Source organism: Clostridium facile (genome assembly GCF_014297275.1).
In the GTDB taxonomy this organism is placed as follows: Bacteria; Bacillota; Clostridia; order Oscillospirales; family Ruminococcaceae; genus Massilioclostridium; species Massilioclostridium facile.
This window is the reverse complement of the sequence record NZ_JACOQK010000001.1, coordinates 1660174-1675651: the sequence shown is the minus strand read 5'-3', so window position 1 is coordinate 1675651 and position 15478 is coordinate 1660174. Positions and strand designations below refer to the sequence as shown.

Below are 15478 nucleotides of genomic sequence, written 5' to 3'. Positions count from 1 at the left end.
AGGCTATGCACCTTGCACTTTACCGTGATTTCCTGTAAAATGATTATCATTGATAAGGTAAAGTGGAGGTGGAAAGATGCTACAATTACTATTAGGGCCAGAACATAGTGGAAAATTCCATGTTATGCTGGAACAGATGGCGGATTTGTCAGAACACAGTACAAAAAAAATCATGGTATTAGTGCCAGAACAATTTTCGTTCCGCACAGAACGGGAATGCAACCGCCGATTGCCACCGCACCTCCGAAAAAATATCCAGGTATTGAGTTTCCGCAGGTTGTCCCATGCGATTTTTAAACAGTTGGGCGGCTTAGCTGGAACCTATGCAGACAATATCGCCAAAACAGTTATGATGCATTTGGCAATGCGGGAAGTACAGGATGGTTTACAGATTTATCAGAATTCCATTGGAAAAGACGGATTTTCTGGATTAATGCTGCAAACAGTGGATGAATTTAAAAATTCTGCCATTACACCGGAACAGTTTGAATTGGCGTCTTCCCAAATTCCTGATGGAAAATTAAAACAGAAGATGCAGGATGTTTCCTTATTATATATCACGTATACTGCTATGTTGGGGAACTCTTACCGGGATCCATCGGACGATCTTACTCAGGCAACGGAACGGGCAAAAGGCAGCCGTTTTTTTGAGAATACCCATGTTTTCTTGTATGGATTTGTCAGTTTTTCTCAACAACAATTTCGCATGCTCTCTCTGATGTTGGAACAAGGGGATGTTACAATTGCGCTTAATGGGGAAAAGGAGGATAGTTCTTTATTTCACACCATCCGGCAGACAGCCTCTAGCTTAAAACGGATGGCAACAAAATTAGGCGTTTCGATTAAGAAACCAATCTATCTGACAAGCCGAATGGAAAATCAGGAGCTGTTATTTTTACAGCGTCATATCTTACGCCCTCAAGTAGAGGAGTATCCACAAAATTCCAGTAGTATAAAAGTGTTGTTGGCATCAAACGAATACAGTGAAATTGACGAAATTTTATCTGAAATCTGGAAGCTGGTTCAGGAAGGATACCATTTTCGGGATATTGCTTTGGTTACCCATGATATGGAACATTACCGCAATATTTTGGAAAGCAGCCTGAAAAAATATCAGATCCCTTATTTTATGGATGAAACGGTTTCGGTTCAAGACTACGCTTTTATGCAGTGCGCCATATTTTTATTACAGGCCGCGGCGGCATCGGATTTACATAGTATGGTGGGAATTTTAAAATCCGGTTATACCAAATTTGATGTTACCCAGGTTTCTATCTTTGAGAACTACCTGTATACCTGGAATATCACAGCTTCCCAACTAAAAAACAAATTTGTCCAGAATCCCCGTGGATTTGTGGATGAGGCACATCAGCTTCCTTCTGACCAGGAAGATTTGCAAATAGCCGAAACTATCCGATTCCAACTGGTAAAAGCGGTGGAATTGGTAAAGCAGGCAGGTACGACAGCTGCTGAAATTGGTTCCACACTGATGGAAGCAATGGATTTACTGGAGATACCCGAAACAATCTCCCAAAAAATCAACTCTTATTATGAACAGGAAAAAATTCCGCAGGCAGAGGAACAACAAAGGATTTGGGATATTTTTGTAAACCTATTGGAATTGTTGGCGGTTGCCGCAGGGGAATATGCTGTTGAACTCCGCCTGTATACCGCACTATTTCAAACCGCTATGCAGGAATATGATATGGGGCAAATTCCCCAAAGTATGGATAGTGTTTTGATTGGTTCTGCAGACCGTATGATTTTAGATGACCCAAAAATCGTGTTTGTGTTTGGTGCCAATGATGGAAATTTTCCGTATTATCCACAGTTTGATGGAATTTTTACAGATATGGATCGGATAGAACTGGAAGAAATGGGAATTTCACTCTCCCGTCCGTTGAGGGATCGGGTTTTAGAGGAACGGTTTTATGCGTACCGTATTTTATGCTCTCCCACCGAGAAATTATACTTAACTGCAAGGTTGTCCGATGTGGGAGGGGAAGCTTGCTATCCATCGGAACTAATCGGACAATTGCAGGAAATGTTTGGGGAGGATGTTGTTACTTATTCGGATCAGTTGGACTATTCTCATTTATGTGCAACCCATTCTGCTGCCTTCCACCAGCTAGCATTTCATTACCATGATACTGACCCATATACAGTCACGCTAAAATCTTATTTTTTGCAACAGGAAGAAATGCAGCCGTTTATGCATCAATTGCAGGCGGCAGCCCATCAGAAAAAATTTCGGATAGAAAAACAGGAAAATGTAGAAAAACTGTTTGGAAAGGATATGAGAATATCCCCAACCCAAGCAGAAAATTTTTATAAGTGTCGATTTTTGTTCTTTTGTGCCAATGGGATGAAAGCGTATCCTAGAAAGAAAGCGGATTTAGACCCGCTTTCTTTGGGGACAGTGGTACATCATGTAATGGAAGCATTACTAAAACGCCCCGGGTTTGAAGGATGTACTTCAAAACAGTTGGAACAGTGGATTCACGAAATATTAGAGGAATTTTTTATTTCGTTTATGGGTGGGGATATCAACAAAACCGCCCGCTTTAAAACGCTTTACCGCAATTTAGAACAAAGTCTGTTACAGCTTGCACTCCGGGTACAACAAGAGTTTTTGGTCAGTGATTTCCGCCCGGTATCGTTTGAGATGCCAATCCAGGAGGATGGAGAAGTAAAGCCGGTTTGCATTCCGCTTTCCAACCATGGCAGTGTAAAAATTATTGGGGAAATCGACCGGGTAGATGCCTACCAGAAAGACGGAAAAACCTATTTACGGGTTGTGGATTATAAATCTGGAAGTGGAAAGGTGTTCCGTATCTCCGATTTGTATTATGGTCTGAGCATGCAGATGCTTCTCTATCTATTTTCCTTGTGGGAAAATGGACAGGAAAAATTTAACCATCCAGTACCAGCTGGTGTGTTGTATATGCCAGCTGACGGAAGTATGGGGAAATTTACATTGTTCCAGCGGAGCCAAGGAAACGAGGATATGAAACAGTCGGTAGAAGAAGGGTTCCGAATGAATGGGCTGCTGTTGCAGGATTCCAGGATTATCCAGGCAATGGAAAAAGTAGAGCCAGGCTCCAGTGGAAAGTACCTTCCAGTTACTATGCAGGAAACAGAAGATTTGCCTCCGGAGGATGAGGGGAACTTCTCGAAAAAGTCTTTGGAGTTTCTTGTGACAATGGATGAAATGGCGGAAGTAAAAGATTTTGTTCGTTCGGAAATTCTTTCCCTTTGCGAGCGGCTTTTGGATGGGGATATTCAACCTGTGCCGTTGAAAGGATATGGAGAACAAAAAAATGGTTATGCTTGTACGTACTGTGCCTATCAGTCGGTATGTGGACATCAGGACAATGATCCATGCAACGAAGTGAAAACCACCAAAAAGAAAGAATTTTTAGAACAGATTCGAGAGGAGGGGGAGCATGAATGAGTTGACTCAACAGCAGCTGGATGAAATCTTATTGCCGGAATACCTCACCCCAGAGCAGCGTGCAGCAATTGTCAGCGACCAGGGCAGCCTATTGCTCTCTGCTTCCGCTGGTAGTGGGAAAACTTTTGTATTGGCAACCCGTGTGGTGTATCAGCTCTCCCACCGGGAAAAGAATATTTGGGCAGATCAACTATTAGTAGTTACTTTTACTCGTGCCGCTGCCAAGGAGATGAGGAAAAGGATTTCCGATCAATTGAATGGTTTAGTGGCAAAATTTCCAGAGGATGAAAAACTTCAAAGACAAAAATTGTTATTGCAACGGGCGAAAATTACCACGATTGACGCTGTTTGTTCGGATTTTGTCAAAGACCACTTTGAGGAACTGGGGCTTTCCCCTGATTTTTATATTGGGGATGAAATCGCTTTAAAACAGCAGGAAGACCAGGTGCTCTCTGATTTGTTTGAGGAACAATACGCGGTGCAAGACCAGGAGTTTTTGCGGTTGTCCGCTTATTTCCATCCGAAAAATGATCAGAAATTACATCAGGCAATTATTGAGATTTACCACTATATGCGTACTTATCCATTCCCCTTACAATGGTTACAGAACAATCTGCAAAATTATGAACGGGAGAGTTGTTTGGCAGATAGTCCATGGGGAAAGAAAATTTTAGAATATGCTGATCAGACTATAGAATATTGCATTTCTCTGTTTCAGGATGGGTATCAGGCATTGCAACAGAGTCCGGTAACCTATCAATTTATGGAGGGATACTGCCAACAAACTATTTTCGCTTTGCAGGCGTTAAACCAGCAATTACAGCAGTCAGATTGGGATACTTGTTGCTCCCTGATTTCCAGATTTAAATTTCCTGCAAAATCCCGTAAAAAGAAGCCAGAAGGATTTGAGGCGAACTTGGTGTCCAATCAGGATAAGTTTTATTGGGAAGTGGCAAGAAAACAACTAAAAGAGCTGAAAGATGCCTATTTTTGCTGTACTGAAGCGGAATTTCAGCAGGATTGCAAGGAACAGCTTCCTTATCTCCAAAAGTTGTTTGGGATGGTGGAAGAATTCTATCACCGGATGAACCAGTCAAAATTAGAACGGAACATGCTGGATTTTACCGATTTAGGGCTGTATACCATCTCATTGTTGTTTGAAAAAAAGGATGGCAGCTACCAACGGACAGAGGTTGGGGACCGCATTGCTGCCCAATTCCGTGAAATTTTAGTGGATGAAGTACAGGATATCAATCCATTACAGGATATGTTGTTTCAGGCTCTCTCCTTCCATGGGGATAATCTATTTATGGTAGGGGATGTAAAACAGAGCATCTACCGGTTCCGTTTGGCAGACCCTTCTATTTTTATTAGACGGAAACAGGAATATTACCCTTATGGGCAAGGAAAATTTCCTGCTACCATCCTGTTGGCGGAAAATTTTCGTAGTAGGAAAGAGGTTACCAATACGGTCAACTATCTATTTGAGCAGTGGATGACTCCTGGAATTGGAGGATTGGACTATACTCAGGAACCGTTGCGAGCTTCCGCTATGTATCCTGAAAATCCCCAAAGTTGTGCCGAACTTCATTTTGTTGACCTATCCAAATTGGAAAAGACGGAACGGATAGAGGAAGAAGCGGAATACATCGCAGGCTTAATTCATCGGATGTACCGGGATGGATATCAGGTGAAAGGGGAAGATGGAACCTTACGTCCCTGCAAATTAAGCGATTTTGCTATCCTGTTGCGAAACTCTAAAGGGAATGCCAGTGTTTTTGCCAACAAGCTGGCAGAATATCAACTGGATTGTAGGACCGAAAACAGCCAGGGGTATCTCCAAACCAGAGAGATTTCTTTGCTGTTAAACCTGTTACGTGTAATTGATAATCCATTACAGGATGTTCCTCTGCTTTCTATTTTATTATCTCCGGTATTTGGGTTTACGCCGGATGATCTGGCAGAAATCCGGGCAGTGGACAAAAAAATCCCCCTTTACCGATGTGTTGTATTACTGGCGGAACAAAAACAAAAATGTAAAGAGTTTTTAGATCAGCTATCTGAATTGCGCCAAGCAGCGTCTTTGTTAAGTGTAGAAAAACTGATTCAAAAGATTTATGATGAAACTTTGTTTTATTCCCTGTTTGGGGCGGAGGATTCCAGTGAGCAAAGGCTGGCAAATTTACGGTTAATGCTTTACTATGCTTCTCATTATCATAATAGCCATGGGCAGGGGCTGTCCGGATTTTTGCGCTATATGGATACTGCGGAACAATCCCAAAAGGAGTTGAAATCTGCCAATATGTTGACCGAGGAGAGTTCTGCTGTGCAGATTATGAGCATCCATAAAAGCAAAGGGCTGGAATTTCCCATCTGTATTTTGGCCAACTGTGTGGGAAAATTTAATTTTCAGGATATGAAGCAAAGCTTTTACATCGACCATGATTTGGGATTTACCATGAAACATGCTGAGCCGGAATTATTAAAGCAATATGAAACAATCCCATTTTTAGCATCCTGCCTTTCTGGAAAACAGGCGGTTTTAAGCGAGGAATTGAGGATATTATATGTTGCTATGACCAGGGCAAAGGAAAAATTGATCCTTACAGTTACCTCAAAATACTTGAACAGCTTGGTTTCTAAAGCCGTGGCGCAAGCGGGAAGGTCATCTACTATTCCGGTACCTTCTATGTTACAGGCGAACAGTTTCGCAGATTGGATTTGTATGGGATTCGTCCGCCATCCATCCTTGGATGGGTTACGGAATTTCGCGGGACAGCATTGCGAAGTGTTGGAATGTTCAGATAATAGCAAAAGCCAGATCAAATTTGTAGTAGCCCATCCTATTTCTCAGAAAGAGCAACAGGAAGAGGCAGAAAAAGAGTGGGAAGAACTTCACCCCGATCCACAGATATTGGAGCAAATCAAACAACAGCTTTCCTGGCAGTATTCAGATGCCGCTTTAACCCAAATACCAGCCAAATTATCAGTCACCCAGATTGTAAAATCCCAGGGGGAAAATCGAAAGTTAAAATTGCGCCGTCCGGATTTTGTAGCAAAGAAGGGGCTGACTCCAGCGGAAAAAGGGACGGCTACCCATTTATTTGTGCAGTTTGCGGATTTTGAACGAGCAAAGCAGGATTTATCCCAAGAGATTAATCGGATGGTGGAACAGGGATTTTTGACCCAATTACAGGCAGATAATCTGGATATTACTGGCTTGAATCGTTTATTCCACTCTGAATTATGTAAACGGATGGAGCAAGCTATATTTTGTTACCGTGAGCTGGATTTCTTTTATGAAATTGATAGTACCGAAGTGTTTTCAGATAGTGGCGTAGCAGGGGAAAATATCCTCATTCAAGGAATTGCTGATTGTGTTATAGAGGAATCAGACGGTCTTGTGCTGGTAGACTATAAGACAGACCATGCCACGAAACAGCAGATAAAAGAGAGGTATACCCCACAATTGGAGTTGTATCGTAGGGCAATCCAGGAAAAGTTAGGCAAACCGATAAAAGAATGTATTCTATACGCTATCTCCTTAGGGGAAGAAATCAAACTATAATGGATTAGGAGACATAACAATGGCTTCGTACGAAAAATTACATGATATATTGGACCACGTGGAATTAGAAGATGAGGATTTACTGACACATGTGGAAGAAGAAACAGAATCCATGCTGGAACCCTCCGATGATTTGTTTTACCAAGAAGAGTTAGAGGATTTGGGAACAGGGATTATTGTTGAGTCGATGCAGAGCCAACCTTCTACAAAGCAGCAATCCAGTACGTTGCAGGATGCAGAATCCATGGTAACTGCAATTGCAGGGGATGGCATGCCAGATTTTAACCATTATGAATCCGATATCACTCCAAAAGTAAAAGGTAGGACGGTAGTCCTGCTTTGGGGTTTGACAGTGATAGTTTTTGTACTTATTTGTCTTTTTGTAGCTTGGATACAGCCGATGGGTGCCATTGGAGCATTTTTGGGAATGAATTTGGTTTTCAACTTGCCGTGTTTGATTGCAGCAATCACCCAGACAAGGCGGTATAAGGAGTATAGAATGGTGCAGAAATGGAAAGAAGAAAAAAAGAAAAAATAAGGGGTTGACAGAGCTGCTGCTTTCTGGTAAACTATATGAGAAAACAAAGTAGAACACACCGTTCTCACCCTGTTGCAAAGGTATTCAGGGTCAATACATTCCCCCTTTTCTGGATGGAAAAAGGTTATTTTGTATTGAAAGCGTAGACGGTTGTCTGCGCTTTGTTTGGTTTTAAAAGAAATAGTATGGAAAACAATACTATTTATCTTATCCATGTACACCTATGAGTGTAACACAATAAAAAATTTCTATATGGGTCGGAGGTGCTTGACCATTAGCAACAAAGAACTGCTCATTAACGAGGAGATCCGCGACAAAGAAGTGCGCGTAATCAATGACGATGGGAGCCAGCTTGGCGTACTAACCGTAAAAGAGGCTCTGGAAATCGCCTATTCCAAAGATTTGGATTTAGTAAAAATTGCCCCTCAGGGGAATCCGCCAGTTTGCCGTATTATGAACTATGGTAAATATAAGTTTGAACAGGCAAAGCGGGAAAAAGAAGCCAAAAAGAACCAAAAGACAATCGAAGTAAAAGAAGTTAGAATGTCTTTGAATATTGATACCCACGATTTTAATACAAAAGTAAATAACGCGATTAAGTTTTTAAAATCTGGGAATAAGGTAAAGGTTTCTGTAAGATTCCGCGGCCGTGAAATGGCGCATACCAACTTGGGTAACGATTTGCTGGATCGTTTTAAAGATGCTTGTGAAGAGTATGGTTCTGTTGACAAGATGCCTAAAATGGAAGGCAGAAGTATGGTCATGTTCATTTCTTCCAAACCCAAGAAATAATTTATAGGAGGAACAAACAATGCCAAAGCAAAAAACGCACAGTGGAGCAAAAAAACGTTTTAACCTCACCAAAAACGGTAAAGTAAAACGCGCTCATGCTTTTAAATCCCACATTTTGAACAAAAAGTCTACAAAACGCAAAAGAGGCTTGAGAAAAGGCACATATGCTGATGTATCCAATGCACCAGTAATCAAAAAACTCATCCCTTATAAATAAGAAATTTACTGCCATCCCCGATTTTATGTGGGATGTAACATCATAAATGTTGGAGGTTGTATACTATGGCTCGTGTAAAAAGAGCGATGATGACTCGTAAGAGAAGAAAAAAAGTCCTCAAATTAGCAAAAGGCTATTTTGGTGGTAAGAGTAAATTATTCCGTACAGCAAAAGAAGCTGTTATGAAATCCGGCCAATACGCTTATATTGGACGTAGACAGAAAAAACGTGACTTCAGACGTCTGTGGATTACAAGAATTTCTGCTGGCTGCAAAATGAACGGCATGAACTATTCTACATTCATGAATGGCCTGAAAAAAGCAGGCATCACATTAAACCGTAAAATGTTGTCTGAGATTGCAATCAACGATCCTGCTGCATTTACTACTTTGTGTGAGAAAGCAAAAGCTGCTTTATAATTGTAAGAAAAACGCCCTTTTGTTATTCTTGTCAAAGAATGGCATAGGGCATTTTTAATTCTAGAAGAGGTAGACAACCTTGCCTGATCTTATGATCGGACAAGGTTGTCTGCTCCTGCTGAAAAGGAGGGTTCTTATTGGTCATTACAAGCCGGGAGAATGAATTAGTCAAACAATATTGTAAAATTTCTTCTCAAAAAAAATATCGGGAACATACTGGATTGTTTTGTCTGGAGGGTGTCCGTTTAGTATGCGATGCCATAAAAAGTGGTGTGGTTCCAGAAAAAATTTTAATTACGGAAAAATGTTTACAAAAATATCATGATGAGCTCGGAAATTTATTGAAAACCCATGATATGATAATGATATCGGATGCGGTAGCGCAAAAAATGGCCAGTGTTGAACATACCCAGGGTGTCTTTGCGTTGGTCAAAATGCTTGACAAAACGCTGGACATTGATACAATAAGGAAAGGTGGCCAATTTCTCTGCCTATGCCAGTTACAAGATCCAGGTAACTTAGGAACGATTATTCGGACAGCGGAAGCCTTTGGAATCAATGGGATGATTTTGCATCAAACCTGTGACCTTTATAGTCCAAAAGTGGTGCGTTCTACTATGGGTTCTTTATTCAGGATGCCATTTATGGTTTGCCCTGACTTGATTTCTTTTACAAAGGAATTACAGCAAAATAGAGTAAAAACATTTGCAACCGTGGTGAATCCTAAAGCCAATTCTCTGGTAAACTGCGATTTTTCAGGAGCCTCTGTTTTGTATATTGGAAATGAAGGCAATGGTTTGCCAGAACAGATTGTAGCTGCATGTGATTTCCCAGTGACTATTCGAATGAAAGGAAATGCGGAATCTTTGAATGCAGCAGTAGCCGCTCAGATTTGTATGTGGGAGATGACGAAAGAAGGATAAAAGAATGGAAGAATTGCTGACTTGGATTTGGTTTGCAGAATGTTTTCCATATGGCAGTATCAAACCGGTACAGGTATTATCCCAATTTCCTGATTTGGAAGAATTTTATCAAAATAGGAAAGAATGGAGCAGGGAGCTTTCTTTTTTGACCTCTGCGGACCGAAAACGGATACTTGCCTACCAAAGGGAGGAGTATCTTCCTTTAGTGGAGGAATGTCAGCGGAAAAAGATTCATATTGTAACATATCAGGAGGAAGCATATCCAGTCCGTCTAAAACATATGGATGATCCCCCAATGGTGCTATACTATTGTGGTAATTTGGATTGCCTTAGAAAAAAATTGTGTATTTCCATTGTAGGGACCAGGAAGTGTTCTACCTATTCCCAAAAGGTTGCGATGGTGTTGTCTAGAGATTTATCTTTACACGGTACTGTGGTGATCAGTGGCTGTGCTATTGGGATTGACAGTTGCGCCCACCGTGGTGCATTAGAGGGAAACAGCCCCACTGTAGCTGTATTAGGAACGCCATTGGATGTGGATTATCCTGCCTCCAACCATGGGTTGAAACAAAAAATCCTGTCCCAGAGTGGGCTTTTACTTTCAGAATATCCTCCTGGTACGCCGGTACAGAAAAACCTGTTTCCCATCCGGAACCGATTGATTTCCGGCTTGTCCGACGGTACAGTGATTGTAGAGGCAGCAGAAAAAAGTGGTTCTTTACACACTGCAAATAGCGCGATAGAACAAGGAAAAGAATTGTTTTGCGTACCCCCAGCAGATTTATTTGATTCAAGGTATTATGGGGTAAAAAAATTGATTCGGGATGGTGCGACTGTTGTTTTTTCTTCTTGGGATATTGTAGAAGCATTTCGGTTTTCTCCTCCAGTACAGGAGTTTACCCAGCTGGATTTTAATACAGTTTCCATCAAAAACTTTACACCGCAACAACCAGAAGGTTTAACAGATGAGGAGCTACAAATCTGGAAAAGTTTAAAAGAACAACCTATAACAGTAACAGAATTAGCACAAAAAGCGAACCTACCCATCTATCAGTTAATGTCCTCGCTGACAAAATTAGAACTGTCAGGTATGATTCAAAAGGTAGAGGGAAATAAATATGAAATAAAACGATGATCCATTGGGATTATTTTAAGATAGAGTATTAGGAGGAAATAAATTGTCTAAATTGGTAATTGTGGAATCTCCGGCAAAAGCGAAAACAATTAAAAAGTATTTGGGGAGGGGCTATGACGTGGTTGCTTCTGTTGGCCATGTCCGTGACCTTCCAAAATCCAAAATGGGGATTGATATTGAAAATAATTTCGAGCCGCAGTATATCAATATTAAAGGAAAAGGCCCATTAATTAAAGAACTAAAAAAAGCGGCGGCAAAATCAGATAAAGTGTACCTTGCAACTGACCCTGACCGGGAGGGAGAGGCGATTTCTTGGCATCTTGCCTATATTTTAGGGTTGGATTTAAAAGATGAAAACCGTGTTACTTTTAATGAGATTACTAAAACTGGAGTAAAATCTGGGATGTCTCATCCTCGTGCTATTAACATTGATTTGGTGGACGCACAGCAAGCTCGCCGTGTGTTAGATCGCCTTGTAGGCTATAAACTCAGCCCATTTTTATGGAAAAAAATTAAGCCAGGTCTTTCCGCTGGACGTGTACAGTCTGTAGCAGTCCGCTTGATTGTAGACCGAGAAGCGGAGATTAAAGCGTTTGTTCCAAAAGAGTACTGGAGTATTGATGCGGTATTCCATAAAGAAGGGAATCCAAAGACATTTAGCGCGAAACTGCACAGCAAAAATGGCGAGAAATTAGAAATTGTAAACAAAGAACAGTCCGATCAGATTTTAGCGGATTTGGATGGTGCTTCTTATATTGTTGGGGATGTGAAAAAGGGTACCCGGCAGAAATCTCCGTCTGCTCCATTTACCACTTCCACCATGCAACAGGAAGCTTCTCGGAAACTTGGATTCCAGGCTTACCGCACCATGAAAGCCGCTCAGGAACTTTATGAAGGTGTCACAGTGGAAGGCTTAGGGGCTGTTGGTCTGATTACTTATATGAGAACAGATTCCACGAGGATTTCTGATGAGGCAAAACAGGCAGCAGCGGAGTTTATCACTAACCGTTATGGGGAGAAATATTTGCCAGAAAAACCACGGGTTTATAAAAGTAAATCTAGCTCCCAGGATGGGCATGAGGCAATTCGCCCAACCATGCCAAACGTTGTCCCACAGGATATTAAAGCGAGCTTGACATCGGACCAGTATAAACTGTATAAGCTGGTTTGGGAACGTTTTATCGCCAGCCAGATGGCAAATGCTATTTTAGATACTGTATCTGCTGATATTAACGCAAAAGAATATACCTTTAAAGCGTCTGGATATACCGTAAGGTTTCCAGGTTATACGGTGTTGTACGAAGAAAGCAAAGATGAGGAAACTGAAAAACAGGGCAGTTTACCAGATTTGAAAAAACAAGATCCTGTACAGCTGGACTCTTTGTCTGGAAACCAGCACTTTACCCAACCTCCTGCACGATATACCGAAGCTTCTTTAATTAAATCTCTAGAAGAATTAGGAATTGGACGTCCAAGTACTTATGCTCCAACCATTACTACTATTGTGATGAGGAATTATGTGGAACGGGATAACAAACAGTTAAAACCCACCTTTTTAGGGGAAGTGACCACCCAGTTGATGAAAGACCATTTTTCTAATATTGTGGATGTGGATTTTACTGCGAATATGGAAGAAGATTTGGACGAAATTGAGGAAGGAAAACATCCTTGGAAGGACACCATTGTGAATTTCTATGGTGGTTTTGAAAAGAATCTGGAGAAAGCCGAAAAGGCAATGGAAGGTCAGAGAATCCATATTCCAGATGAGCCAACCGATGAGGTATGTGAAAAGTGTGGAAAACCGATGGTCATCAAAATGGGGCGTTTTGGCAAGTTTATGGCTTGCAGCGGCTACCCGGATTGTAAAAACACCAAAAAGATTGTTGTCACCACACCGGGAATCTGCCCAACTTGTGGTGGAAAAATCCTTCAGAAAAAATCCGCAAAAGGGAAAATTTATTATGGTTGTGAACACAATCCAGAATGTGGCTTTATGAGTTGGGATGAACCGGTAAAAGATGTTTGTCCAAAGTGTGGTAAAACCATGTTTAAGAAAAAAGGTAAATCTGGAAAGATTTACTGTGCAACCGAAAACTGTGGCTATGTGAAAGGGAAAGAGGAATGAATCCAGTTTCCGTAATTGGCGCAGGATTAGCAGGCTGTGAGGCTGCTTGGCAGTTGGCGCAGGCTGGTATCCCTGTAAATTTATATGAAATGAAGCCGGAACGCTATACCCCGGCACATAAATATCAGGGCTTTGCAGAATTGGTTTGTTCCAATTCCTTAAAAGCCGCTAGAATTGGTTCCGCTGCTGGAATGTTGAAAGAAGAAATGCGGATTTTAGGTTCATTGACCATGGCATGCGCAGCAAAATCTTCGGTTGGCGCTGGCGGTGCGTTAGCAGTAGACCGAAAATTATTTTCCGATTTGGTGACTGAACAGATTACTTCCCATCCCAATATTCAAGTCATTACAGGGGAAGTAACTCAAATACCAGAAGGATATGTGATCATTGCCACAGGACCATTGACATCCGATGATTTTGCGGATTGTATTTTTCAACTAGTTGGAGGAAAGCGGTTGAGTTTTTACGATGCCGCTGCTCCAATTGTAACCGCGGAAAGCATTGATATGGAAAAAGCTTACTTTGCTGCCCGATATGGGAGAGGGGATGCGGATTATATCAATTGCGGTATGAATGAACAGGAATATAAAGCATTCTATCAAGAATTAATCCACGGGGAAGTTGCTCCGTTGCATGAGTTTGACCGACGGGATTTTAAAGTATACGAAGGATGTATGCCAGTAGAAGTGATGGCAAAGCGTGGGGAGGATACCCTGCGTTTTGGTCCATTAAAACCGGTAGGATTGAATCATCCAGAAACTGGACAAAAATACTATGCTGTTTTGCAACTGAGGAAAGAAAATACCCAGGGTAGTATGTATAATCTGGTTGGATTCCAGACGAACCTGAAGTTTGGGGAACAAAAGCGTATTTTTTCTATGATACCCGGTTTGGAAAACGCGGAGTTTGTTCGGTATGGGGTAATGCACCGGAATACCTTTTTGGATAGTCCCCGACTATTGGACAACCATTTTCGTTTGAAGCAGAATCCACGTATTTTATTTGCAGGGCAGATTACCGGTGTAGAAGGCTATGTGGAATCTGCTGCGTCTGGTATTTATGCAGGACTTACCTTGGCGAACCAGCTGAACCACAAGTCGGAAATTACTCTGCCTCAGGATACCATGTTAGGGGCGTTATCCGCCTATATCAGTAATCCTATGGTAGAGGACTTTCAACCAATGGGGGCAAATATGGGAATTTTACCGCCATTAACGGAAAGAATTAAAAATAAGCAGTTGCGGTATGAAACAATTGCAGCAAGAGGCTTAGAATCTTTACATAGATGTTTGGAGGAATCAGTTTGAGAGTAATTGTAGACGCGTTTGGAGGAGATGATGCTCCATTAGCAGTGCTGCAGGGATGTGAACTGGCACTGAAAGAATATGATGGAGTAGAGATTACATTGGTGGGAGATATTCCTACTATGAAAAAAGTGGCTTCTGAACATCAAATTGACCTATCGCAAATGGAACTAATCCAAGCGGATGATATTTTTGATATCCATACTGATCCAGTTGAAATCCGCCGTTCCATGTCTAATAGTTCTATGGCAGTTGGCTTAAAAGAACTGGCAGCAGGTAATGGAGATGCCTTTTTAAGCGCAGGAAGTACAGGGGCTTTATTGGTAGGAGCCACCGCTTTTGTCAAACGGATTAAAGGGGTAAAACGTGCAGCTTTGGCGCCGATTATGCCCTCTGCCACTGGTTGTTTTATGCTGATTGATGGCGGAGCAAATTTGGACTGTCGTCCAGAAATGTTGCAACAGTTCGGACTAATGGGTTCTATTTATATCAATAAAATTATGGAAGTACCTTCCCCTAGGGTCGGCCTTGCTAATATTGGCGCTGAGGAAACCAAAGGTGGGGAATTGCAGCTAGAAGCGTACCAATTGTTAAAACAAAGCAATATCAACTTTATTGGCAATGTAGAAGCAAGGGACATTCCTTTGGGTGCTTGTGATGTTGTGGTAGCAGATGGTTTTGCTGGAAATATGATTTTAAAATCAGTAGAAGGCATGGGTGCGTTGATGATTAAAGAGCTAAAGGATATGTTTTTTGCTTCTACCAAAACAAAAATAGCGGCATTATTATTAAAAGGCCAATTAAAGCAGTTTAAAAAGCGAATGGATTACACAGAATATGGTGGGGCGCCTTTGATGGGAATTGCGAAACCTGTGATTAAAGCCCATGGCAGTTCCAACCCAAATGCATTTAAAAATGCTATCCGACAGGCAAAAGAATTTGTACAGAAAGAAGTTATTCATGAAATTATAGCCAATTTATAATGGAGGTAAAATCAACATTG

11 protein-coding genes are annotated in these 15478 nt (G+C 41.4%); all 11 read left to right on the top strand.

Translation table 11 applies throughout. The annotated features are described in order from the left end of the window. Nucleotides 1-76: 76 nt before the first annotated feature. The 11 genes from H8Z77_RS06955 (at nt 77) to plsX (ending at nt 15458) form a co-directional block, all read left to right on the top strand. A complete protein-coding gene (locus H8Z77_RS06955; RefSeq protein WP_186996586.1) occupies nt 77-3454 on the top strand; it encodes a PD-(D/E)XK nuclease family protein in 3378 nt (1125 codons plus the stop codon). Beyond that, nucleotides 3447-7022: a helicase-exonuclease AddAB subunit AddA gene (addA, locus tag H8Z77_RS06950; protein WP_186996585.1), complete on the top strand. Its 3576-nt coding sequence runs from the start codon at nt 3447-3449 to the stop codon at nt 7020-7022. The genes H8Z77_RS06955 and addA overlap by 8 nt, the downstream gene beginning before the upstream one ends. A gap of 19 nt (nt 7023-7041) precedes the next feature. After that, nucleotides 7042-7560: a hypothetical protein gene (locus H8Z77_RS06945; RefSeq protein WP_186996584.1), complete on the top strand. Its 519-nt coding sequence runs from the start codon at nt 7042-7044 to the stop codon at nt 7558-7560. A 267-nt stretch (nt 7561-7827) separates the two neighbouring features. Further along, a complete protein-coding gene (gene infC, locus H8Z77_RS06940; protein WP_069987224.1) occupies nt 7828-8352 on the top strand; it encodes a translation initiation factor IF-3 in 525 nt (174 codons plus the stop codon). Nucleotides 8353-8371: 19 nt separating this feature from the next. Further along, entirely contained in the window at nt 8372-8569 is a 198-nt protein-coding gene (rpmI, locus tag H8Z77_RS06935; RefSeq protein ID WP_069987223.1) for a 50S ribosomal protein L35, read from the top strand. Between the two features lie 65 nt (nt 8570-8634). Then, nucleotides 8635-8988 (top strand): 50S ribosomal protein L20, encoded by a 354-nt coding sequence (gene rplT, locus H8Z77_RS06930; RefSeq protein WP_069987222.1) that lies wholly within the window; start codon nt 8635-8637, stop codon nt 8986-8988. A gap of 137 nt (nt 8989-9125) precedes the next feature. Beyond that, on the top strand, nt 9126-9911 hold the full coding sequence (locus H8Z77_RS06925) for a TrmH family RNA methyltransferase (protein WP_186996583.1): 786 nt from the start codon (nt 9126-9128) through the stop codon (nt 9909-9911). A gap of 4 nt (nt 9912-9915) precedes the next feature. Further along, complete coding sequence (dprA, locus tag H8Z77_RS06920) at nt 9916-11046, top strand: DNA-processing protein DprA (RefSeq protein WP_186996582.1); 1131 nt, start codon at nt 9916-9918, stop codon at nt 11044-11046. 43 nt (nt 11047-11089) lie between these two features. After that, nucleotides 11090-13171, top strand: a complete 2082-nt coding sequence (topA, locus tag H8Z77_RS06915) for a type I DNA topoisomerase (protein WP_186996581.1) — start codon at nt 11090-11092, stop codon at nt 13169-13171. Then, nucleotides 13168-14478, top strand: a complete 1311-nt coding sequence (gene trmFO / locus H8Z77_RS06910; protein ID WP_186996580.1) for a methylenetetrahydrofolate--tRNA-(uracil(54)-C(5))-methyltransferase (FADH(2)-oxidizing) TrmFO — start codon at nt 13168-13170, stop codon at nt 14476-14478. The genes topA and trmFO overlap by 4 nt, the downstream gene beginning before the upstream one ends. Beyond that, a complete protein-coding gene (gene plsX, locus H8Z77_RS06905; protein WP_186996579.1) occupies nt 14475-15458 on the top strand; it encodes a phosphate acyltransferase PlsX in 984 nt (327 codons plus the stop codon). Before trmFO ends, plsX begins: the two co-directional genes overlap by 4 nt. The last annotated feature ends 20 nt before the right edge of the window (nt 15459-15478 follow it).